22 protein-coding genes are annotated in these 22,942 nt (G+C 46.7%); 8 read left to right on the top strand and 14 right to left on the bottom strand.

The features are described from left to right. Positions 1-65: 65 nt before the first annotated feature. The 3 genes from SAPGRDRAFT_RS00795 to SAPGRDRAFT_RS00785 are packed head-to-tail and all read left to right on the top strand — an operon-like array spanning position 66 to position 1,618. Entirely contained in the window at positions 66-419 is a 354-nt protein-coding gene (locus SAPGRDRAFT_RS00795) for a hypothetical protein (protein ID WP_002656390.1), read from the top strand. Between the two features lie 51 nt (positions 420-470). Next, a complete protein-coding gene (locus SAPGRDRAFT_RS00790; protein WP_002656387.1) occupies positions 471-1,022 on the top strand; it encodes a 3'-5' exonuclease in 552 nt (183 codons plus the stop codon). 8 nt (positions 1,023-1,030) lie between these two features. Further along, positions 1,031-1,618 (top strand): 2OG-Fe(II) oxygenase, encoded by a 588-nt coding sequence (locus SAPGRDRAFT_RS00785; protein WP_002656385.1) that lies wholly within the window; start codon positions 1,031-1,033, stop codon positions 1,616-1,618. 420 nt (positions 1,619-2,038) lie between these two features. Here the strand turns inward: SAPGRDRAFT_RS00785 and SAPGRDRAFT_RS00775 are convergent, their stop codons facing one another. From SAPGRDRAFT_RS00775 to SAPGRDRAFT_RS00730, 10 genes are all read right to left on the bottom strand, one after another. Then, on the bottom strand, positions 2,039-2,998 hold the full coding sequence (locus SAPGRDRAFT_RS00775; RefSeq protein WP_002656383.1) for a succinylglutamate desuccinylase/aspartoacylase family protein: 960 nt from the start codon (positions 2,996-2,998) through the stop codon (positions 2,039-2,041). Next, positions 2,998-3,963, bottom strand: a complete 966-nt coding sequence (locus tag SAPGRDRAFT_RS00770; protein WP_002656382.1) for an ATP-grasp domain-containing protein — start codon at positions 3,961-3,963, stop codon at positions 2,998-3,000. The genes SAPGRDRAFT_RS00775 and SAPGRDRAFT_RS00770 overlap by 1 nt, the downstream gene beginning before the upstream one ends. Positions 3,964-3,966: 3 nt before the next feature. Beyond that, positions 3,967-5,412: a hypothetical protein gene (locus SAPGRDRAFT_RS00765; protein WP_002656381.1), complete on the bottom strand. Its 1,446-nt coding sequence runs from the start codon at positions 5,410-5,412 to the stop codon at positions 3,967-3,969. A gap of 643 nt (positions 5,413-6,055) precedes the next feature. Then, on the bottom strand, positions 6,056-7,036 hold the full coding sequence (locus tag SAPGRDRAFT_RS00760; RefSeq protein ID WP_253271237.1) for a YbbR-like domain-containing protein: 981 nt from the start codon (positions 7,034-7,036) through the stop codon (positions 6,056-6,058). Then, positions 7,026-7,367, bottom strand: a complete 342-nt coding sequence (gene yajC, locus SAPGRDRAFT_RS00755) for a preprotein translocase subunit YajC (RefSeq protein WP_002656377.1) — start codon at positions 7,365-7,367, stop codon at positions 7,026-7,028. Before yajC ends, SAPGRDRAFT_RS00760 begins: the two co-directional genes overlap by 11 nt. Positions 7,368-7,387: 20 nt before the next feature. After that, complete coding sequence (locus tag SAPGRDRAFT_RS00750) at positions 7,388-7,861, bottom strand: DUF1573 domain-containing protein (RefSeq protein ID WP_002656375.1); 474 nt, start codon at positions 7,859-7,861, stop codon at positions 7,388-7,390. A 60-nt stretch (positions 7,862-7,921) separates the two neighbouring features. Then, the gene (locus SAPGRDRAFT_RS00745; protein ID WP_002656374.1) at positions 7,922-9,178 is read right to left on the bottom strand and encodes an OmpA family protein; all 1,257 of its coding nucleotides are present in this window, start codon (positions 9,176-9,178) and stop codon (positions 7,922-7,924) included. 17 nt (positions 9,179-9,195) lie between these two features. Further along, the gene (nusB, locus tag SAPGRDRAFT_RS00740; RefSeq protein WP_002656373.1) at positions 9,196-10,131 is read right to left on the bottom strand and encodes a transcription antitermination factor NusB; all 936 of its coding nucleotides are present in this window, start codon (positions 10,129-10,131) and stop codon (positions 9,196-9,198) included. Between the two features lie 371 nt (positions 10,132-10,502). After that, entirely contained in the window at positions 10,503-11,153 is a 651-nt protein-coding gene (locus SAPGRDRAFT_RS00735) for a YceI family protein (RefSeq protein ID WP_002656371.1), read from the bottom strand. A gap of 345 nt (positions 11,154-11,498) precedes the next feature. Continuing rightward, on the bottom strand, positions 11,499-12,194 hold the full coding sequence (locus SAPGRDRAFT_RS00730) for a hypothetical protein (protein WP_002656369.1): 696 nt from the start codon (positions 12,192-12,194) through the stop codon (positions 11,499-11,501). A gap of 391 nt (positions 12,195-12,585) precedes the next feature. Between SAPGRDRAFT_RS00730 and tnpA the strand changes: the two genes are divergently transcribed. The 4 genes from tnpA (at position 12,586) to SAPGRDRAFT_RS00705 (ending at position 17,352) form a co-directional block, all read left to right on the top strand. After that, positions 12,586-12,957 (top strand): IS200/IS605 family transposase, encoded by a 372-nt coding sequence (tnpA, locus tag SAPGRDRAFT_RS00725; RefSeq protein WP_002656368.1) that lies wholly within the window; start codon positions 12,586-12,588, stop codon positions 12,955-12,957. Positions 12,958-13,378: 421 nt separating this feature from the next. Further along, positions 13,379-14,878, top strand: a complete 1,500-nt coding sequence (locus SAPGRDRAFT_RS00720) for a carboxypeptidase M32 (RefSeq protein WP_002656366.1) — start codon at positions 13,379-13,381, stop codon at positions 14,876-14,878. 3 nt (positions 14,879-14,881) lie between these two features. Further along, entirely contained in the window at positions 14,882-15,949 is a 1,068-nt protein-coding gene (locus SAPGRDRAFT_RS00715; RefSeq protein ID WP_002656365.1) for an NAD(P)/FAD-dependent oxidoreductase, read from the top strand. A 212-nt stretch (positions 15,950-16,161) separates the two neighbouring features. Beyond that, positions 16,162-17,352 carry a restriction endonuclease subunit S gene (locus tag SAPGRDRAFT_RS00705; protein WP_002656363.1) on the top strand — a complete coding sequence of 397 codons (1,191 nt, stop codon included), beginning with the start codon at positions 16,162-16,164 and terminating at the stop codon, positions 17,350-17,352. 1,082 nt (positions 17,353-18,434) lie between these two features. Here the strand turns inward: SAPGRDRAFT_RS00705 and SAPGRDRAFT_RS00700 are convergent. Both SAPGRDRAFT_RS00700 and SAPGRDRAFT_RS00695 read right to left on the bottom strand, forming a co-directional pair. Further along, positions 18,435-18,896 carry a CBS domain-containing protein gene (locus tag SAPGRDRAFT_RS00700; protein ID WP_002656360.1) on the bottom strand — a complete coding sequence of 154 codons (462 nt, stop codon included), beginning with the start codon at positions 18,894-18,896 and terminating at the stop codon, positions 18,435-18,437. A 117-nt stretch (positions 18,897-19,013) separates the two neighbouring features. Beyond that, complete coding sequence (locus SAPGRDRAFT_RS00695) at positions 19,014-20,090, bottom strand: YncE family protein (protein WP_002656358.1); 1,077 nt, start codon at positions 20,088-20,090, stop codon at positions 19,014-19,016. Between the two features lie 17 nt (positions 20,091-20,107). On the opposite strand from SAPGRDRAFT_RS00695, the gene SAPGRDRAFT_RS00690 reads away from it, so the two are divergent. Further along, positions 20,108-22,075 carry a RecQ family ATP-dependent DNA helicase gene (locus SAPGRDRAFT_RS00690; protein ID WP_253271236.1) on the top strand — a complete coding sequence of 656 codons (1,968 nt, stop codon included), beginning with the start codon at positions 20,108-20,110 and terminating at the stop codon, positions 22,073-22,075. Between the two features lie 26 nt (positions 22,076-22,101). Here SAPGRDRAFT_RS00690 and SAPGRDRAFT_RS00685 read toward each other — a convergent pair whose 3' ends face one another. Both SAPGRDRAFT_RS00685 and SAPGRDRAFT_RS00680 read right to left on the bottom strand, forming a co-directional pair. Continuing rightward, a complete protein-coding gene (locus SAPGRDRAFT_RS00685) occupies positions 22,102-22,482 on the bottom strand; it encodes a DUF7793 family protein (protein WP_037349614.1) in 381 nt (126 codons plus the stop codon). Positions 22,483-22,546: 64 nt separating this feature from the next. Continuing rightward, positions 22,547-22,930, bottom strand: a complete 384-nt coding sequence (locus SAPGRDRAFT_RS00680; RefSeq protein ID WP_002656353.1) for a DUF7793 family protein — start codon at positions 22,928-22,930, stop codon at positions 22,547-22,549. Positions 22,931-22,942 lie beyond the last annotated feature (12 nt).

The raw sequence follows: 22,942 nt of genomic DNA, 5'->3' as shown, positions 1-22,942 counted from the left end.
ATACAAATAGGCCCAATAAAAGACAAGAATACCACCTTATACACCACCACTTAAATTAGCAAGTTGTGAACAGCAAAAAACGCATTATCAAGGATTATGATGCCCTAGCAGAAGAAACCTTGGAGCAAATTAAACTCCGATACCCTCGGGGTTTTGCCCAGCACCTCGTCAAATATACCGACCGAAATGGCAAGCTGGTTTCTGCACTCCCCTTCGACTGCGAAGATGTTTACTATTTGGTCCGTATGACCATTCGGGAAGCCGAACAAATTATCGAAGATGATGAGGACTACGATGATGACGGTACACTCCGCAATGACTTTGGCCTAGATGATGAAGATGATGCCGCCATCCTCGATGAAGCCAGCCAAAACGAGGAAGAAGAGGAAGAGTCCGAACGACTCAAGAAAGACGATTAAATTGGCCGCCCCCTCTGTTTTACTAAAGAACTTACATATCCAAAATATATCATGAACTTTATCATTTACGATTTAGAAGCCACTTGTTGGAAAACGGACCTAGAACGAAGGGGGCGTAGCCAAGAAATTATCGAAATCGGCGCGCTGCTCTTTAACGAATACGCCGAACTGCAATCTAGATTCGAGAGCTTTGTCCGCCCAAGCGAACATCCACAACTCTCCGATTTTTGTACGCAACTAACCGGAATTAGCCAAATAGAGGTTAACCAAGCCGACGAATTTCCCCAGGTAATCGAGGATTTCCAAGATTGGATCGGCCTAACAAAAGGCGAAGACTACCTGCTCTGCTCTTGGGGCTTCTTTGACCGCAAGGCCTTCGCCCGAAATTGTAAGCTACACGATTTACCAGCCGATTGGACCGATAAACACATTAGCCTCAAACATCAATATCCCCGAATTAAGGGCATCCGCCGAGAAATTGGCCTCAAAAGAGCCGTAGAACGAGAAGGCTTTGAGTTTGAAGGCGCCCACCACCGAGGTATTGATGACGCAATCAATTTGGCCAAAATTTTTGTTAAATACGCCAACCAATGGCGCTTTTAATCCCTTAAATGGACGAAAAATACGAATCCCTAATTACGGGGATCATTGAAGAGGGCTACGGGCTGGTAGATGATTTTTTGCCAGCCTCTTTTGTGGCCCAAATCCGAACTTATTTGCTGGCCCAAAAAGCCCAATCTAAGTTCAAAACCGCCGGCATTGGCCAACAAGCTAGCCAGCATACTACTATCCGAAATGACCAGATCCTCTGGATAGAATCTGATAGCGAACAAGCCCTAGAAGCTCAGTACCAACAGGCACTGATGGGCTTTATGCACTACCTCAACCGTAGCTGCTATACTGGCCTGAGCAGCGCAGAAATGCACTACGCTTTCTATGATGTAGGTAGCTTTTATAAAATGCATGTCGACCGCTTTAAACAGGATAGCCGCCGACAGTTCTCTGCCATCTTTTACCTCAATGAAAATTGGAGCGATACCGATGGGGGAGAGCTCTTGCTCCAACTCCCCAATGGCCAAGAAATAAAAATTGCGCCCAAAGCTGGCCGATTCGTTTGCTTCCGAAGCCATGAACTACCGCATGCCGTGCTGCCCGCCAACCGACCACGACTCAGCATTACCTGCTGGATGCTCAAGTAATTACCAAACAGTTAGTCGTTTTCTGCTAGCTGTTTTTTTATGCGGTTTTGGGGCCCGCGGCCGCCCCAAATAGGGCGGGCGGCCGCCGCTATGCTTCGCCGCTCGCAGGTCTGCTCGGCCCTGCGTCGCTTCGCTCCTGGGTCTGGCCTGACGGCCACGGCTGCGCAGCGCTGGGCCATGCTGGCCTTCGGCCAGGGGCGGCGAAGCCGCCCCCTTTCGTATCGCTAGACCTGCGCCGCCTGCTAGCTGCATTATGATACAACCGAATGGGCTGGCCTAAAAAGGGCCGAAGGCCCGCCGGCCTAGGGGCCTGAAAGGGTGGCCGCAGGCCAGACCCAGCCAGCTTGCTGGCGCAGGGCCGAGCAGACCTGCGAGCCCGGCAAGGGCCCGGCCGCCGAAGGCGGCAGGCCCCAAAAAAAGCTACTTCAAAATGCCCAAATGCAAAATGCGGCCGCCAGAACTATTGACCGGACTGACGCTTTTGCCAATGATAATGCCCGCCTGCGGAGCGCGATATTCTGCAATGCGATCGCCAAAGATATTTTCTTGATGTGCAATGAGCTGCCCCTTTTCAATATAATCGGTCACTTTGGGGTGAACATGCAAAAGCCCGCCCTTGCGGGTGTAAATCCATTTGGAGGACTGACAAACGGGAATGTTGGCCCCTTCTTGAGATTCATAGGCATGCTCGAACATATTGAGCATAGCCAAGACATTATAAACGCCCTCCAAACTTTGGGCAATAATGGCCGGCTGAAACACATTGGGATTGCCCAACTCTAAGGTGATGGCGGGAATCCCAATTGCCTCGGCTGCCCCTCTTAAGGTGCCATTGACGGCTGGGTTGTGCAAAATAATCTGTGGGTTCTGCCGACGAGCCATTTCAGCACTGACCTGATTGCTCATGTCGGCCCGAATGTAATAGGAGTTGATCCGGCCAAAACTAGCCGTATGAAAATCAACAAGATAATCGACCTGCTCCACAAATTTGTGAAAAAAAGCATAGGCGTAGGCCTGACTCACATTGCCCCGGGCTTTGCCGGGCATGATATGGTTGAGGTCTACATTGTCCTGAAAACGGCGACGCTTTCGGAGAAAAGAAGGAATATTGACTACAGGAGCGGCCAAAATGGTCCCAGAAAGTTGGCTGGGGTCTAGTTCTCTAAATAGTTGTTGAATCACAGGTATTCCATTGATTTCATTGCCATGAATGGCTGAACTTAGGCCCAAAACAGGCCCAGGTTTGGCTCCTTGCGCCACAAAAATGGGAATAGATAAAGGGTCGCCAAATCCATCGGAGGTAAGGCTGAGCCAAAAGCGATAGATCTTCCCTTTTTCTAGAAGATCCAAATCGATTTGCTTGATTTTAGCTGCTTTCATTAAATCGAATCAAAGTAGTGAATAAGTCCCTCTATAGTATTGTTTAGGGCTGTTGCTCCTGCAGGAGCAATGCCGCCAATACTCAAGGTGTTGAGTTCGGAAAGTAGGCGTTTGCCATTTGTTCCCATTAGGGTATCGAGCCCATACAATAAGATGCCTTTTTCTTTAAGAATAGGGTGGAGGGCGGCCACCATGGCTTTTTCTTCGGGGCTGGCCTGGCTGGCTTCGGCCCGTCCGCCCTGTGCCACATTGCACATCCAAGAATCTTTGGCTGGAAAACGCAGGGCGGCGGTAATAATTTGGCCATTACAAACGACAATGCGCTTGTCGCCCTCGGCCACTCGCTGCATATATTCCATGCCCAGATAATCGAGTTCCTTTTGTTGGCTGGCCCATTCGGCATAGGGTTGCTTATTGTTGCCCTCCCAGACATAATTGTCGAGAATGCGCAAAACACCTTGTCCGCCATAGTTGAGCAAAGGCTTGAGTACAATTGGAAAGCGAGCCTTAAAGGCTTCTAATTCTGCCAAAGATTGAATTCTTGCTATAGGGGGACAATGCTCGGCAATATCTAGTAAAAAAGCTTTGGAGCTGGTTTGCAAAACTCCTGAAGGGCGGTTGATAATTCGTTCTTCGGGGAAAATCTGCCCCAACCACTCCAAAAAACCATCGGCTAGGGGGCGGGGCAGGCGAAGAAAGATAAAATCATAATCACTCAATTGGCCCGAAATGCTAGGCGCAAAACAGCTTTGGTCCTCCCTAAAGGCAAAGTCTGCCTTTACTTCGGTCAGCTGCAGTTGCTGGCTACTCATCTGATAGAAAAAAGGGGCATTTTGGGCCAAGGCTCTACTCGCTAGATGTAAAGTGGCCACCTTAGGATGTTGGCTAAGGGTTTGGGCCAAACCATAAAGGGAGTTGGTTGCTGTATGGCGACTAGGATCCGTGAGGATGAGGATTTTATACATAGATTAGTGTAAAATTTGGTTGAGGAGCTGGCTGTCGTTGTTTAGCGATCCAAATAGCTTTGTACGCATCCGCCCTTTGCTGTTGAGTAGTGTGCTGGCCATTTTATCAATGGCAATCATAGAAAGTGTGGTCTGAATGTAGGCTTCAATCAAGTCATCTAGACCCACTCCCAGTTTATTAAAGTCTCTGCGGTCCATCAAAATCAAACGGTTGGTGTCGCTGTCCCAGCCCCCATCTTCTCGCTTGATCGAGAGGTTGGTGCCTAGCATACCCCAAGAGTCGGTTCCATCAATGAGTTCTTGGGCCAAGGGAAGGGCTGCCCGACGAGCATAGACGCAAAGTGGGCGAATTCCATTTGCTGTGGCCTGAACCATCACGCGAAGATCGGCCACAAAGCTTTGTCCTTTGGCATTGGGTAAGGTACCGACATGGTAGAGTTTCCCCAATTTACTGGTTGAGCTCCAGTTGTAGTTGCCAATCAGGCTTTGCACAATAAATTGATCGTACTCAAACTCTAGCTTCATGAAATCGTCTAGCTCTTTTTGGCTCACAATGGTATAAACGCCCTGCCCAGCATTGCTATAAGGCACCTTGATTACGGCTTGTCCACCCAGTTTGCGCACCCAAATCGGAATCTCATTCTTAGAGACGTCCCAAATGGTTTCGGGCGTAAGGATATTGAGGCCCGAATCGGCAATTTCTGAGTTATAAATGTCGTAGGCTTTGGCGGCCACCATTTTGTTGCGCCCACCAGCCAAACAGGCAATAGAAGGGTTGAGAATTTTGGTCTTGCTGTAAATAGGCAGACGGTCCCAGGGCCGCTGAGTGAGGTAGCGGAAAGCCGCCCGAATGGGCTGCCAGTTGCCCGCTGCATCTCGAACTTCCATTTGCGCATCTACAAAACGAACCGAGGGATCGGGATCATCTTTAGGAAAAGCCACATAATAGACCTTTTCTTGCATCACATCGGCCATAGCAGCGGCATAGCCAGAGGCTTCCATGGGGTTTTTGTCATAAATAACGGCCAAGCCCCCTTTTACTTTTCCTCTTTTGAGTAGGGGCGCAAAGGTTTTTTCCATGAGTAAACGATAACCGCCTTGCTCCTGAAAATCATCGGTCAGGGGCATCGATTTTTGGCCAGAGGGACAAGAGTTGGTCTCAATGACCACCATTTTGCGGTTGCCTTTTTCGGTGGTCACATGAATGAGATCGGCCCCCGCCCAACGAAATTGCTGCGGCTGATAATTAAGGATGGTTCGCAAGCTATCGTAGCTGACCTTGGGGTGAATATGGCAATAACGTCTTAAAATTCGCTCCTGATCTAAGTTTAAAAAGAAGTTCACCATAGGGTGAATGGTCGCATTTAATGCTTTGGGGTACCAGTGTTTTTCAGCTTCAAAATGTCCGGGCTGAATGATTTGGGCAGCTTGGCTTTTGGGTATAGACATATGTTAATTAGGGAGTTAGATGCAATTTGTCTTGAATTGCAGCATGAAATAATGATTTTCGCATTGAAGATGCAGCTTTTCCCCTAAAGTCAAATTTTTTTGCCTTTTTTTTTGAAAATGTTTTTTGAAAAGCGCTGTTTTTGGGGCCTCCGCTGCGGCTTCGCCTTGCGGCGCTACGGTTACTCCCCTTGGTCGTCGAACTGCGCCCTAAAGGGCTTGTTGTGGCCGCTCAACAGTCTTTTTTCTTTTGGCTGTTTTCTTCGGCGGTTGGGCGGTTTTGGGCCCATAGGCTGAAGCCCATGCTTGTAGACTGGGCAAACTGGCGGGCTAAAGCCCTTGTTTGCTGATGAAATTTATGGGGGAGAAAAAAACAAAATCAAACTACCGAAGAAAAAATAACCCTTGTTCAAAGCGGTAGAGGATTTTAATCCTCTCCGCACTATAGATGTAGAATGGGGTTGTTGTATGGCTGTAGGTTTCAACCTACAGTAAAAGGGCCGAAGGCCCGCCGGCCTAGGGGCCTGAAAGGGTGGCCGCAGGCCAGACCCAGCCAGCTTGCTGGCGCAGGGCCGAGCAGACCTGCGAGCCCGGCAAGGGCCCGGCCGCCGAAGGCGGCAGGCCCCAAAAAATAAAAAAGAAGGACTTAATTGCTTCTTGCGCTATCTTGGGCCATCAGTGTTTTGCTTCGGATGATGTAATCTACCTTTTTGGGTTGATATTGTAAGTAGCTAACTGATTTGGGCTTGCGCTTGAGCTGCAGGCGAATGCTCTTGTTTTGGGTGGGGTCAATTTTGGAAAAATCGGCAATAATTTCAAAATCTCTGGCCGATAAACGATCATAATCACTAAGGCCAACAATACAGCTGATTTCGACCTTTTTGGGCAAGAGGACCAGCAATAAACTATCTGGAATGCCCTTCTTTTGTATCTCCACCGCCAAGCGTTTTTCCGTGGTGGGCTCTACGGTGGCAATTATCTTGACCTCCTCGGGTTCAAAGTGGACATTGCTGTTGGGGTGCGGTTTGAGGCGCACCTTCTGAATGACGCTAGAATTTACTTTTTGTTGGATGAGTGGGACGGTGGGCCAACTCTTAATTTCGCTCACTACAGAGGCGGGCCCATGAATTTTTACCGTGGCGGGCTGTAGTTGAATCTCTGATTTGAAATGATGCTGGGGCGCCAACTCCAGCTGATTGTCTAGAACCAGCGGAATCTCCTTATCGGCAGGAGATTCAGGTTGCAATTGAATAAAATCGGGGCGAATTTCTAGGATTTTGATATCATCGCTCAACTGTCGACTAATTCGACTTTTGATGTTCATGGCGTTGAGCGTTTGGGGATTATCATCATGGATATTGAGATCGAGCACAAATTCTCCTCTAGAAAACCAGTGTCCGAGCAGATCCCAACCGCTAGCCTCCACATCAATGTCGATATTATCGGCTGGGGGCAAACTGAGGACCTTATCTTTGGGTAGTTGGTATTCTAGGGCAAAGTTGAGGGTACTTCGATAATTGTAGGAAAGTTTGGTAAAGAGCCAAAAGATGAAGGCAATACCAATGCAAATCATCAGTATTGCCCGATCGGTCTTCAGGAAGGCCTTAATCTCTTGCCTATTTGGCATCTTTGGCATCTTCATCGCCATAAACAGCTTGTGTCATATCTTTAGAAACGGCTTCTCTTTGGATGGTAATCATTGTTTTGGGGGCAATGATCAGCTCAATGGTACTTTCGGTAATATTGGCAATGCTACCATGTACGCCACCCATAGTGACTACTTTTTGGCCTTTTTTGAGCGACTCAAAGAAGCCTTTTTGTTTTTTGCGTTCTTGCTGTTGAGGGCGGATCATCAGGAAATAGATGATAATAATGGCCCCAAAAAGAAAGAGTAAATTGGTCCAACCTGCAGCGCCAGAATCGGCAGCCTGCCAAAGGAATAAAGAGAACTTTTGCATATTATTAGCTTAATAAAAAATTAGTTAGCCACATTGGCTCGTATTTTCAAAACAGTTTTGTTGGGGATGGTATTGGCGGTAATATACACATCTTTTTCTTGGATGCCTTTTTTCCCTGTAGAATTAAATACTACCCGAATTTCGCCGGCTTCGCCGGGGGCCAAAGGTGCTTTGGGCCATTTTGGGACGGTGCAGCCGCAATTTCCTCTAGCATTGGTAATATTGAGCGGCGATTTGCCTGTATTCTTAAACTTGAAGACATGTTCTACCGATTCGCCCTCTTTGATTTCGCCAAAATCAAAGGCCATTTCTTCAAATAGCATTTTGGCCGCCTCATTGGGGTCCAAGGGCTTATCTGCTGAAATGGGATTGTGGTAGAGTTGTGTTTTGCCCAAAGGTTTACTGTCTTGCACATCCTGTGCAGAGGGCATATCTGCCGATGGAGTTTGGCAGGCGCCCAAAAGCAGCAAGAAGGGAAATAGCAATTTTTTCATATTCTATAGATCTTTGGTCCAATGATTTGAGGGCGATGCTGGAGCATCGCCCCCAAGATTCTATTTAAAGAGAATAAATTCTACACGGCGGTTTTTGGCTCGGCCTTCTTTAGTATTATTAGAGACCAAAGGTTGGGTTTCTCCAAATCCCTTATGAGAAAGTCGACTAGCCGAAACTCCTTCTTGGATCAGAAAGTCGTAGCAAGCCTTGGCGCGTTCTCTAGACAAAATGAGATTATTGCTCGTTCCGCCTAAGTTATCGGTATGTCCCTGAATTTTGAGCTGATGCTCGGGATAGCGTTTGAGCAAGTTGGCCATCTCTTTTAGTATTTCTTTAGAGCTAGGCAACAAAATGGCTTTGCCCGTTTCAAAGTGTACCTCTTTCATGGCTCGATCCAAGATATCTTGATCGGCTTTTTTGATTTCGGGGCAACCTTGGTTCTCTTTGGGCCCAGCCTCTTCGGGGCAGTTGTCTTCCTTATCTGGAATCCCATCGCCATCCGTATCTGGGCAGCCCTTGAATTCGGCTAAGCCAGCTTGTTCGGGGCAGTCATCTTCCTGGTCTGGAATCCCATCGCCATCTGTATCGGGGCAGCCATTAAACTCGGCCAAGCCCGCTGTTTGGGGACAATCATCCTGCTCATCCGTAATGCCATCGCCATCGCTGTCTTTGGGGGGAGGGGGAGGTGGAATCGCCTTCTTTTCCTTTTTGCCCAATTGGAATACAGCGCCCAGTCCTAGGGCAAAATTTGACTTTTGCGTAATCAATGAGGCTCGGTATTCGGCTTGCAGCTCTAGGCTGATTTTATCGTTTAAGGGAATTTTGGCCCCAACTCCCAAAGGAATTTGCAGGTCCAGGGGGTTATCTTCTCGCTCTGTCATATAAACAGGGGCAAGTCCCGCCAAAATATAAGGTTGTACGGCTGCCTCTTCAGAGAGGATATAGCCATTGGCAAACTTATAATGGGCCTGCAAGTCTAGGCCAACCCCTAACTCATTAGGGTGATTGCGCTTTTCACAAGGCGTTGAGATACACAAAATTCTGCTATCCTCATGATAGGCATCAATAGCCCCCAAGCGCAAGCCCGCCGATAAATTAAAGGAGGGATTTAGGTAATAGCGATAAGCCAGCTCCCCCCCAAAGGTCCAATCTTGAGGAGCCAAAAACCGATCTGTACGCATCTTATGCGATTCATCTAAGGAGACATAATCATGGGCCAAAACCTTGGCCGAAATAGCATGCGGCTGCTCGGCAGATTGGGCAAAAAGCCCAGCATTAGCCAAAAGGCCAAAAAATAAAACAGCGATTTTTTTCATAGGAGGGAGTGGTTTGATTATTTATCCAAAAGACCTCGACCTTCCTTATTGATGCGGCCCTCTTTCTGTAGTTCCTGCATCAGGCGGTCAAGAATACCGTTAATAAAGCGCTTACTTTTGTCTGTACTATAGGTTTTGGCCAAAGTAACATATTCGTTAATTGTTACCTTGGTCGGAATAGAAGGGAAATAAAGGAATTCACAAAGGCCCATCTTCATCAAGGTCATATCAATAACCGCAACCCGATCCTCTTGCCAGTTGTTCAAACGCCCAGCAATCAATTCGGTCAATTCTTCTTCTTTGCGCAAAACCAAATAAAGTAGCTCCTTACCCAAATCCTCAACAAACTCAAGGTTGGGCTTTTGGCTCAAGAAAAACTCCTGATCATTGGGCAAAGTACGCAAAGAACGCTTGATCGCCCCATAAATAAGCGATTCATCATCGGGCCAAGTCGGAAAATAATCCGTCATCTGCTCCATAAAGACCTCATCCTCTCGCATACACATATACAAACGGACCAAAGCATATTGATGCTCCCGAATTGGCGTGTTCTCCATTTCGCGGTAGCTCTCATAATATTCTTCTGCAGTAAATTTCTTAAACAAACGACGAACAATGTCTTGGTCTACCATCTGCAAAATACCCTCTTTCTTAATGAGCTTCTGAAATGCTTCATTCTCTCTAATCGCAGCAACGACCGGATTCTCATATAGCTTTCTAGAAGCCTTTTTATCTTGCTCTGTAGGGACAAATTTGTTGCTCTTGATTTCAAGGTCCTTGCGACTAAAAAATGCAACCTGCGTAATATAGTGTACGCTGAGCAAATATAGCCGATAACTCTCCTGTACGGCTTTCAAAAAATTGCGCTCGGCAACGGCGGTGTTGTCTTTTTTTACAGACTGCGCATAAAGGGTCTGCAATACCTTGATCCGGATGTTGTTTCTACTTAGCATTATTGTGTTTTGCCAAAGATGATGGTAAGAACTTTAAACGAAAACCCTAGTATGACTTAGGACCTCCTAAATTTTCCGCTAAGGTACAAAATCTATCTAAAAGAAGTGGAGATTTTTAGATAGAGCTGACCGCAGGGCCAAAAAAAAGGTGCTAAGCAATCTTTGCTTAACACCTTAGACCTAACTTAACTAACTTTGTAAGAACTTTCTCAGGAGGTATGAAAAAAGAAGTTTCCTGTACTTCTTGTACCTTTATGGCCTAAGTCCCCTTTTTGTTACCCTACAAAGGCAAGTTTTTTTAAAAAAAATAAAAAAAAACCGCTAAGCAGTTTGGCTTAGCGGCTTAAATACTTGCTAATTAGTGGATTGGCTTATTTTGCAGCCAAGCTGATTTTTAGCCCCATTTCGTCAGCAATGAGGTCGTCTTTCTTTCCTTCAAAGTCAATACCCCAAACAGAACGCTTGATCGTGAACTGAGGCGTACTCGCTTTCAAACCAGTATCGTCTAGGCTAACATTGGCCGGAATAGTTACGCTCTTCTCAATATCACGCATTTTAAGGTTGCCCTCAATGCGGTGAGTAACGCCCTCTTCCCCTTCTACGGCTTCTACCGAAGTAATCGTGAAAGTAGCAGTAGGGAATTTCTCTACCTCAAAGAAATCACCCGTCTTCAAGTGACCTTCCAATTTTGCTTTTCCACTTTCTTCGTCCAAATCCAACACACTGATGCTGGCCATATCCAATACAAAGTTACCGCCAATAAGCTGACCCTCTTTTACTTGCAATTCTCCAGACTGCAATTTCATATCGCCATTGTGGCTGCCCGATACTTTGTTTCCTACCCACTCTACTTTAGAGCTGGCTACATCTACAGCCAATGTCTTGGCCTCGGCAGCTTTTTCGGTATCTACAGCTTTGGCCTCATTAGCCTCCACTTTCTCCCCCTTAGGAGCCTCCGCACAAGAGCTAACTACAAATCCAAGGGCCATCATCAAAAATAAGCTGCGAAATAGTGTTTTCATAAGTCTTCTAAATTTGAATTGTTTTGCTAGAATTAACATTTTTGACAAACAACAGGCCGAGCAAATAGTTTCAAGCGCTCGACTTTATTTGTTGCCTATCGCAAATATAAGCATTGTTTTGACAATTGATGTATAGACATCTATTTTTTCAAAAAAAATTATTCTCCTCAGCCAAAAGGGGGAGGACCTGCTGTAGCGGATTATTTTTTTGGGGCTGCCCCGGCCTTTGGCCGGGTCGGGCTGTGCGGGGGCTCGCTGTTCGCTCGGCCCTGCGCTTTTTCGCTACGCTCAAAAGCTGGGTCTGGCCTGCGGCCACCCCCTACCATCCCTCAGCCGAGGCCCGCGCTAATCTTCTTTTTGGCTCTGGCGTTTTTCTTCCCGTATAAAGGAGCTTTCATAGGTGCAGTAGCGCTCATATTTGGCGGTATTGACGCCCTGCCAAATATCTTTGCCCACCTGGCCCATTTTGAGCATTTGCTCATAGAGGCGGTTGCCCAAAATTACTCTATTTTCTACAGAAATATCTCGGTCCGATACCCGATCGGCTTTGATGTGTAAGGCCAGCTCAAAAGCTTGGTTGGCCCGATGCAGCTCATCGAGCTGCGGCTGATTGAGGCCCACATCTTCTAAATGGGCCAGACTCTGTTGGCCCACCCGAATCACTCTTTTGGCACATAAATATAGCTTGGGGTCACTCATATCACTGAGCTTGCTGGTCCCAAACTTACGGTAACGGCCCGATTTGCTATGGTACTTTTGGCCCACTCGGTTCATAATGCCCCGAATCAAACGACGCACTTCTGTCGCAGCATCTTGCTTCTTTTCTGTGGCCACCATTTGCTCGCCCATCAATTCCTCATCTGTGGGAATATCAGAGAAGTCTTTGACCAATTGCTCAAAGGCCGCTATATGCCCCGATAAAATGCCATATTGGGCAAACTCTTTTTGGTCCTCCTTGAGCTGAATCAGGAGCTCCATGGCCTGCTCAAATAATTGAGCATCCGAATAATTATAGGCTCTAAAAACAGATTGTTTTTTCATCGCTTTTTTTGTTTAGACGCCTAAATATAAACGTTTTAAATAAATTGTAGAAATTGGTCCGTTGAAAATATCTTGTTTGATGGTTTTTTGCCCAGTCAATAAGCCTAAAAGTTGTTTTATCCCTTAATTTTACTGCTAGCCAATTATTGTCTAGAGCCATGGGCTAAAGCCCTTGTTTGCTATTGAGGCTTGGGTTCATTTTCTTACTATAGTGAATAGCCTCAGGGTAGAAAAGCGAACAAGGACTTTCTCCGTCAGTTCGCTCAGTCAACAAGCCTGAGCTTCAGCCCAGGGCAGTAAGTATGGAAAAAAGGCTATTAACTTTTGTGTTTACGTTTTTTTACATTTAATTTTGTATCTGTAAAAGTTGTTAGTTAAAAGAATCCATGCAATGTATAAAAATGCGGTATATATCCATATGGTCTGGCCAACCTATAAAAGGTTAGAGTTTTTGAATGAAGAAGCGTTGCAAATTTGTTTAAATGCGCTAAAATTGATTGCTAAAGAAAAAAATATTCGGCTATTAGAGGTGAATGGTTCTGTAGATCATATTCATTGTCTTTTTGCACTAGGCCCTCAAGATTCATTAGCAAAAATTGCTTTTTGGCTAAAAGGTCGATCGTCTAGAATCTTAAACCAAATGTATTATGAAGAAGGTGAATTTAAGTGGGCTAGAAACTACTATGCACGTTCCGTTAGTTTTTCAGAACTAAGTACCGTTCAAGAGTACATACGAAATCAAGCATTAAATCATAAATTATAGTGCTACATATACTATTAGATAGCAGGTTTTGTCTTACCTCCATGGGCTGAAGCCCATGGTTGCAGGTCTATGCAAACTAGCGGGCTGAAGCCCTTGTTTGCAGCTAGGGGTTCATTTTCTTGCTTAGCGAATAGCCTCAGGGTCGAAAAGCGAAGAAGGACTTTCTCCGTCGGTTCGCTCAGTTAACAAGCCTGGGCTTCAGCCTAGGGCAGTAAGTATGGACGTTGTTTTTATCACTTAATTTTACTGCTAGCCAATCATCGCTTAGGGATAAGCCTCTAGGCAGCGAGAACTGTCTAGGGCCATGGGCTAACGCCCATAATTATAAACAACCCAAGCCCCCAATTTCCCCCCAAAAGTTCATCTCCTCTTTTAAAGCCGCTCATAAAACTGTACTTTTGTTGCAAAATTTACAAGAACTATGAGCTACCAAAAATATAAGGCCGCCTTGCAAGAAATCAAGGACCTACAAGCTGCCCAAGCCGTTTTGCATTGGGATATGGAAACCTTTATGCCCGCTAAGGGCCTGCAACAACGCAGCCGACAATTAGCTACTCTTGGCCGATTGGCCCAAGAAAAAGCCCAAGCCCCCGAATTAGGCGAACTCCTACAAAATTTATTGGCCCAAAAAGAACAGTTTAGCCCCGCAGAACAGCGCAATCTAGAACTCTCTTGGGAGGATTATCAAGAGGCCCAGAAATTAAGCCCCCAATTTGTCGAGCAGCTCTCTTTGCTGACTTCTAAGGCTCAAGCCGCCTGGCAAAAGGCCCGCCAAGCCAAGGATTTTTCTCTTTTTGCCCAACCCCTGAGCGAACTGCTGGCCGCCAAAAGAGAAGAGGCCCAAATCCGCGCAAAAGCAGACCAAGGCCATCTCTACGATAGCCTTTTGCGCAGCTATGAAAAGGAAGCCACCGTGGCCCGCTTAGATCCCATTTTTGAGCAGCTAAGCAGCGGCATCCGCCAGCTTTTGGCCAAGATTGCCGCCCAAGGAAACCCACCCCAAAAAGAGTTTTTAAACCACCGCTTTCCCGCCGACCAACAATGGGCCTTTAGCCTCGAATTGCTCGAGCAGATGGGCTACGATTTTGAGGCAGGCCGACAAGATGCCTCTACCCACCCTTTTACCACTTCTTTCGGGGCCGAGGATGTCCGCATTACTAGCCGCATTGATGAAGAGGATCTAATGTCTTGTCTTGGCAGCTCAATTCATGAAGGTGGCCACGCGCTCTATGAACAAGGCCTCCTTAGTTCAGAATATGGCCTGCCCTTAGGCGAAGCCGTTTCGCTCTCTATTCATGAGTCGCAATCGCGTCTTTGGGAACAAAATGTGGCGGGCTCAGAGGCCTATTGGCAACATAATTTTAGCCGCCTGCAAAGCCTCTTCCCCAGCCAATTGTCTGGCGTGAAGGCCCAAGATTTTTATCGAGCGATCAATTATCTGGCCCCCAATTTTATCCGCACCGAGGCCGATGAGGTCCACTATCATTTGCATGTGGGCATCCGCTACCAACTAGAAAAACAACTGATTGGCGGAGAACTAGAGGTGGACCAACTAGAGGCCGCCTGGAATGAGGCCTATGAACGAGAGCTGGGTATCTGCCCAGATCATCCCCAATTGGGCGTTTTGCAAGATATTCATTGGTCGGCTGGACTCTGGGGCTATTTTCCGACCTACAGCCTCGGCAGCCTTTATGCCAGCCAGTTTTTTGCCGCCGCCCAAAAGGCCCTGCCCGAGCTGCAAAGCCAGATTGCCCAAGGCGAATTGCTGCCCCTACGCAATTGGTTGCGCAAAGAAATTCATGAAAAGGGCCGCCACTATAGCTCCGAAACCCTTTGCCAGCAGCTCACGGGCCAAGGCCTTTCGGTCGAGTTTTTCTTGGCTTATCTGGAAGAGAAGTACCGCAAAATTTACAACTTTTAAGCTATGTCTCAGCTAGATTATTTGATTCTGGGCCAAGGCTTGGCGGGTAGCCTTTTGGCGGACCGCCTCTGGCAGGCTGGCCAAAAAGTGGCCCTAATCGATCAGGGCCATAAACAGGCTTCTTCTCAGTTGGCGGCGGGGATTATTAACCCCATTGCGGGCCGTTGGTTTACCAAAAGCTGGCAGATGGAGAGGCTTTTGCCCATCGCTTTTGCCTATTATCGGCAGCTAGAGCAGCGGTTAGGCTGCCCCTTGCTAGAAGAAAAGGAGGTGGCTATGTTGTTCCGATTTCCGGAGGTGGCCAATAATTGGATGGCCCGCTCTACCGACCCCAATTTGCAGCCTTTTGTCTCGCCCAATTTTGATCAAAGCGCCTATGAGCGCAGCTTTGGGGCCTTGGCTGGGGGCGTGGAGTTTTCGCCTGCGGGCCGCCTCAATCTGCCTTTGCTCATTGCCCGATACAGAGCGTATTGGCAGGGGCAGGGCCAGCTTTTGCTAGAAGAAGCCTTTGATTTTGAGGCCCTAGAGTTGCTAGAAAATGGGCTCGCTTATAAGTCCCTAAGGGCCAAGGCCATCATTTTTTGCGAGGGGGCCAAAGTCCAGCAAAATCCCTATTTTAATGCCCTGCCTTTTTGTCCGGCCAAGGGGGAGGTACTCTTTGTAGAAATTCCCGATTATCCCTTTGATGACAAGATGGTCAAGGATGGGGTGTTTATTATTCCCTTGGGCAATAAAACGTATTGGGTGGGCAGTAGCTATGAGCATGAATATGATTCTTTGGCCCCTACGCAGGCCGAGCGCTACCGCCTTTTGGGGCAGTTGGAGCAGTTGCTAGAGGGGCATTCCTTTAAGGTTTTGGACCATCGGGCGGCGGCCCGCCCAACTCAACGCAAGCGCCGACCCATTTTGGGGGCACATCCAAAGTATTCACAATTGTATATTCTCAATGGCTTGGGGGCCAAGGGGAGCTATCTCACGCCTTATTGCTCGGCGCAGTTGGCTGCGCATTTACTAGAGCAAGAACCTCTGGATAAAGAATTTGATATTGCTTATTATCAAGATTTTTTTTAGAACTTGGGGCCCGCGGCCGCCCTTCAATTTGGGGCGGCCGCCGCTATGCTGCGGGGCTCACAGGTCTGTTCGGCCCTGCGGCGGCTTTGCCGCCTGGGTCTGGCCTAACGGCCACCCGCTCCGCAGCGCTGGGCCAACGGCCCTATCGGGCCCAAGGGGGCTGCGCCCCCTTGCCACTCAGGCCCAATTGTTTAGCCAAATAAATCAAAGAAATGAAGAATAAAGATTGGAAAAAAGTAAAGCTAGGGGAGGTTTGTGAGATTGTCTCAGGTTCTACCCCTAAACGAAATAATGTTGAATATTGGGAGGAGGGAATAATTCCATGGGTAACTCCTAAAGATTTAAGCAAACTAAATACACGTTTTTTAGAAGATATACCTGAATACATTACAGAGCTTGGTTACCGATCTTGTTCTACAACTCTTTTACCTACAAACTCTTTACTGTTTAGTTCTAGAGCTCCAATTGGCCATATTGCAATAAATAAAGAGCCTGTTTGTACCAACCAAGGGTTTAAGTCTTTTGTCCCAAAGACAATGCTTGATGTTCACTACCTATATTATACGATGTATTTTTTTAAAGAGCAGGTACAGGCCTTAGGTACAGGTTCAACTTTTAAGGAAGTTTCAAAGCGAGTAATTTCTGATTTCCAAATCCCCCTTCCCCCCTTAGCAGAGCAAAAGGCCATAGCGGCCCAGCTTGATCGGGCGGATAAGGTACGGCAGGCCTTGGCCCAAAGCCTAGCAGATTATGATCGTTTGCTGGCGGCCAGCTTTCTGGATATGTTTGGGGATCCCGTGCTCAATCCTAAGGGCTGGGAGGTTGTGAAAATGAGTGCTACTTGTAAAAAAGTTTTAGGAGGCGGAACACCAAGTAAAAGCAATCAGGACTTTTATGAAGGAGATATACCTTGGGTTACTCCCAAAGACATGAAGGTTAAAAATATTAAAATAAGTATAGATACAATTACAGAGGAGGCGATTAGTAATAGCTCTGTTAAGTTAATTCCGCCCAAATCCTTACTAATGGTCATGAGAAGTGGGATTCTCAAGAAGAAATTACCTTTAGCAATTAATCAGGTAGAAGTAACTATTAACCAAGATATGAAGGCCTTCATCCTTAAAAAGGATATGGTAGAGCTTCAATATATTTTCTATTGTTTTCATTTGGGGCAGCAAAAGTTATTAGGAAAAGTTAGGTCAGTTACTGCTGATAATCTTTCTTTTAGAGATATAAAAAACTTTCCCATCCCCCTCCCTCCACTTTCTTTACAGCAGCAATTTGCGCAATTGGTAGAGCGGATAGAGCGGCAAAAGGCGCTGATTCAGTCGGCCCAGCAATCGGCGGAGGATTTATTTGGGGCCTTATTGCAGGCCTACTTTTATGAGGGGAAAATAGGATAGACATGGAGGAGGTCCAAACCGAGGGGTTTGGGCCTTTTTTGTTTCCTACGGCCTTTTTCCTGCGGCCTTGCTTTCTTGTCCCTAGGCGATGATAGGCATTTTATAGTACCTGTGGGTTTCAACCTAGAGGACCCGATATTATACAGGATCCTAGGGCCAAGGCCCTAGGCTAATCGTAGAGTCACCCCCTCCAAGGAGGGGGCTTTTTAAAATTTTGTGTTTCTCCTTTTTGCTGCCTAGGGACAAGCCCCTAGGCTAGCTTTTTCAGACAGCCCTCTAAAGAGGGCCTTTGGATGAGGTTTTTCTCTGTGATAACAACTGAACAAGGCCTTGTATATCAATAGTTGAGGCCCTCGCAGAGGGCTGACTCCATTGGATTAGCCTAGGGGCTTGTCCCTGGGCGACTATTGGCCAAATCCTAACAAGCTAAAGGCCAAAATTTTATTCTAATACACAAAATTCTGAACAGTCCCGCCCTTTTACATAGCCAGTTATGTTTCAGACATAGCTAGTTATGTTCCAGACCTAACTTTTGCCCTTTTTGATTTTGTTACATTATTTCTATTTTTAACAATTCCCTAACAATTGGGGCAAAAATCTCTGTTTCTGCAGCCTAAAGGCCGCAGATTCTAGAGCTGTAGGTTGAAACCTACAGCCAATTAACGAATGCATTTTAATATAGTATGGAGGGTTAAAACCCTCCATAAATAAACATTTTTTGGGCTGTTAAAAGCTGTGAAGATGATCAGGGCGTATAGACCAGAATGGGAATGAGTTAATTGTATGAGGGTTTCAACCCTCATACATATATCATTGCGGAGCAATACCAAGGGTTGTCTGGCTGTAGGTTTCAACCTACAGGCCCATATAGCAGGCCCGCAGGGCCGCAGGCCTAGCGATGCGAAAGGGGGCGGCGCAGCCGCAGACCAAGGCCGTCAGGCCGCAGGGCCGAGCAGACCTGCGAGCCCTGCAGCGTAGCGCCGACGACCGAAGGGAGGCGGAGGCCCCCAAAAAAACAAAAAAAGAACCTTCCCCAAAGCTAAGGGAAAGGTTCTTATGTATAGGCGGAAAAAGGGTTCGGCCTAAATATCTTCAGAGGGGTAAGCTTTTTTGTAGACGGCCTTGAGGACATCATGAGAGCTAACGATTCCTACTAGTTCGCCTTCTTCAGAGACGATGGGTAGGGCATGAAAATAGTTAATGAGGAGGAGTTCGGCGGCTACGCCAATTTTGGCATCGGGGGCGATATGCACCACCTTAGTCGTCATGAGGTCGGCAACGGTATACTTGGCCAAAAGTTCTTTGTTATCGGCTTCGGCTTGGACCTCTCCATGCAGGCGGGCGCCATGGATAGCTTTTTCAAAATCGCTATGGCTGATGATACCGACCAACTCCTTGTAGCGGACCACGGGAATGTGGTGGATCTCATTGTTATCGAAAAGCTCCTTTACTTTTTCGAGGCTATCGCTAGGGATAAGCGCTTTAATTTTGGTGGTCATGATATCGCTGACCGGGCGGTTCATAAAGTCAGATAGGTTACTCATAATACTTTACTTTTGATAAGGTAGGGTTTGATTCTTTCTACTATAAAAAGGCAGAACGGAGGCAAAAAGTTCTACTTTTTAATGCAGTTTAAATAACACGATTTTTTTATAAAAAACCTACTGAAAATGAAAATCATTGGCAAAAATTCCAGCTCTAAAGGAATCTTGCAGGATAAAATTGGGGGAACTTAGGCGATCGACCCAAGCGGATTCGGTGCCCATATAGCGGGCGGCGTAAAGTATATTGTTTTCATTATCAAAGCCAAGGCCGTAATAATGGCCAGATTTAATTTCACGGATACTTGGCTGATTGGGGTCTAGTAGGTAGATGGCATTTTTGTGGATAAAAAAGAGCTGGCTGCCGTTGGCATTGCGGATAAGCTGTTTGGCGCCTTGGCCTTTGGCTAAATTTAGCTGGTGGACAATTTGCTTGCTATTGGGATTGATAGCGATCAGGCTGCCCATTGTGCTGTTGGCGGTATCGATTTGGGGGTAATTGCTATAGACGGCTTTGCCCGAGCAGGCGACCCAGAGCAGGCCATTTTGGTCTAGTTGGAGGCTATTGGGGGCATCATCTACTGTAATATACTGATCGATTTGATGAGTTTGGCTATTGATAATGGCTAGGCGTTGGTCGGTATCGAGTCCGCCGACTAGGCAGACAAAGACCATATTATTGTAGGGCAGCAGGCGTTCGGGTCCTTTTCCGAGGCCCTCAATTTGGCCAACTTGCTCGCCTATTTGGTAATTAAAAATGGCGATACTGCCTGAGAGCAGATCGTTGCCCCATTGGCTAATATAGGCGAGGCTATCATTGATGGGGCTAATATATCGGGGTTGTTGGAGCTGGAGGAGTTGGCCTTCTTCGGCAAAGGTTTGGGGATTGACCCATTCGATTTTATTGGAGTTATTGACTACAATATAAGTATGCTCGCCAAAATGGTTGATTGATTGGACCACATTGCCTAGGTCTCTTTGGTTGGTTGTTTTAAAAATGCGATTTTGGACCAGCTGCTGTTCGGGATCATAATGGCTGATTGTGCCGGAGGTTTGGTTGTATAAGCCTTCATTGGTGATCAGAATACCTTGGTCAAAACCGCTGTTTGTTTGGCTGGGTTCTTCCTTTTTGCAGGCTGTCGATAAAAGTCCAAAAAAAAATATATACAAGAGTGATGTCTGTCTGATTGACTTCATAGAAAAAATGATTAGATTTGTTGAAAGGGGCCAAGCAGGCCTTTAAGAAACTCAAAAATAAGGAAGAAAAAAGGATGTCAGTAGCGGCGAGAGAAATATTGAAAAAGTATTGGGGGTATTCGAGTTTTCGGCCCTTACAGGAAGATATTGTAGATGCGGTTTTGGCGGGGCAAGATTGTTTGGCTCTTTTGCCGACGGGTGGGGGCAAATCGGTTTGTTTTCAGGTGCCGGCTCTTTGTTTGGGGGGCCTTTGTCTGGTAGTTTCTCCTTTGATTGCCTTGATGAAGGATCAGGTAGAGCAGCTCAAGCGGCGGGGTATTTCTGCGGAGGCCATTTATACGGGCATGCGTCGTTCGGAGATTGATCGGATATTAGAATTGGCTGTACATGGGTATATTTCTTTTTTGTATGTATCTCCGGAGCGTTTGGGGACAGAGATGTTGCAAATGCGTTTGGACCGTTTGCCGATTCGTTTATTGGCGGTAGATGAGGCGCATTGTATTTCTCAGTGGGGTTATGATTTTCGGCCTGCCTATCTTAAAATTGCGGAGATTCGGCCTGCATTGCCCAAGGTACCCGTCATTGCCCTGACGGCCACGGCTACGGAGCAGGTGGTGGTTGATATACAGGAGAAATTGGCCTTTAGAGAAGAGGCCAAGGCGGTATTTAGAAAGAGCTTTGGGCGAGACAATCTGGCCTATGTGGTATTGGAAGAGGAGAACAAACTGGCCAAGCTGCTTGATATGCTACAAAAAGTGCCGGGAACGGCTGTCGTTTATGTACTTAACCGCCGTGCTTGTCGAGAGATAGCGAGCTACTTACAAAAGAATAATATTTCGGCGGATTATTATCATGCGGGTCGTTCGGTAGAGCAGCGTTCGCAGATCCAGCAGTTGTGGATTACCAATGAGATTCGGGTCATTGTGGCCACCAATGCCTTTGGGATGGGGATTGACAAGCCGGATGTGCGTTTGGTGGTACATTTGACCTTGCCCGATAATTTGGAGGCTTATTTTCAGGAGGCGGGTCGAGCGGGTCGGGATGGAAAAAAGGCCTATGCGGTATTGTTGTACAACAGCACCGACAAAGCTCGTTTATTGCAGCAATATGAGCAGAGTTATCCGAGTTTAGACATTGTTCGGCAGGTCTATCAGGCCTTGGGGAGTTTTTTCCAGTTGGCCATTGGTGGGGGAGAGGGGCAGAGTTTTGATTTTCCTTTGGGGGGCTTTTGCCAGCAATATAAAATGAACCCTATTTTGGTCCTTTCGGCCTTGCGGATTTTGATGCAAAATGAGTATTTGATCTTATCGGAATCTCTATTTTTTCCGGCCAGCATTCAGTTTCGGCTCAACAATCGGCAGGTTTATGACTTTGCTTTGCGTTACAAGCCCTACGAGCGTTTGGTTCAGTTTATATTGCGGACTTATCAGGGGGCTTTTCAGCAATCGGTTAATATTCGAGAAGAGAAAATTGCCAAGGGGACCAAGTCGACCATTTCTGAAGTAAAAAAGCAGTTGGGCCAATTGCAGCAGGCGGGCTTGCTTTATTATCATCCTCAAAAAGAGCATCCTTATATCTATTACCTCCAGCCGCGTTTGTCTAAGCGAGATTTACTCTTTGATGGGGCCAGTTACCGCTTCTTGAAAGAGCGGCAAGAAAAACGGATGCAGGCGGCCTTGGCCTATGCCGAGGAAAAGCGCTGTCGCTCGCAAATGCTCTTGGCCTATTTTAATGAGTTGGATGTGCCCGCTTGCGGGCAATGCGACGTCTGTCTGGGCCGATATGATAGCCGCCCCAGCCCAGAGGAGTATAAAAAAATGCGCAGCTATATGCTGGCGCAGCTTGGCAAAGAATCGCTGACGGTAAGGGCCCTTATTGGTCGCTTCCCCTCCAATTTAGAGAATAAGGCGCTGGCGGTTTTGCAGCAACTTCTAGACAATGAAGAGCTGCTTGAGCAGGCCAATGGCCAGCTCAAGTTAAACTAAAAAATCGCCCATTAGGGCGCTTTTTGTTAGTTATCCAAAGCCTGTTGTTCCTTAATCCAAGCTAGGGCTTTTTCTTCGCTAGTAAATAGCTTGCTGGCAAAGTCGGGCTGGTTGAATTTGAGGAAAATATTGCCGACAATAGTAGAAAAACCACTGCTCACAATGAGGGCGCTGGCTTTGGCCACCGAATGATGGGCCAGATGCTTTCTAGATTGCTGACAAACGGATTTTAGTTGCCGAATATCGGAAATATAATAACCTGTAGAGCCAAAAGCTTGGCGAGAGGCCTCTATATGGGCTTCTAAATCTTGTATATTGACCTTGACGGCATGATAAACTTCATGAATGATACCGTCTTCTCGCTGCCTAGCACTGGCTAGCGGGCTGCTAATTTTTAGTTCGCGCATGAGCTGTAGAGCTAATTTGTTTCGCCGCAAAGATAATTAAATACTTGTTCAATAAAAAAGCAAATTATACTTTTTTGCTCAGCTCTATTTGTTCTCTGATCCAGAGCAGGGCTTTTTCTCTATCGGTAAATAGCTTGCTGGGGAATTCGGGCTTATTGAACTTGAGAAAGAGGTTGCCCACCATTTTAGAAATGGGGCTATTGGTCAGAATAGCCGCCCCTGCGGCAATAGAATTCTTGGCCAGATAGTCTCTGGCCTCTCGTTTTGTCGATTTGAGCAGGCTGATATCTGAAAGGTACCAGCAGTCTCGGCCATAGGCCTGCAAAGAGTCTTCAATATGACCCTTCATCATGGCTAAGTCAATAGTTACGGCCTTATATACTTCTTCTACAATTTGCTCTTCTAGCAAAAAGGTGCGGGCTACTTGGTTGTCTGTTTGGGGATTCATCTTAATTTTGGG

Source organism: Saprospira grandis DSM 2844, from assembly GCF_000275825.1.
GTDB classification, from domain to species: domain Bacteria; phylum Bacteroidota; class Bacteroidia; order Chitinophagales; family Saprospiraceae; genus Saprospira; species Saprospira grandis_A.
The sequence above is the reverse complement of the archived record's forward strand: the minus strand, read 5'-3'. Positions and strand labels throughout refer to the sequence as shown.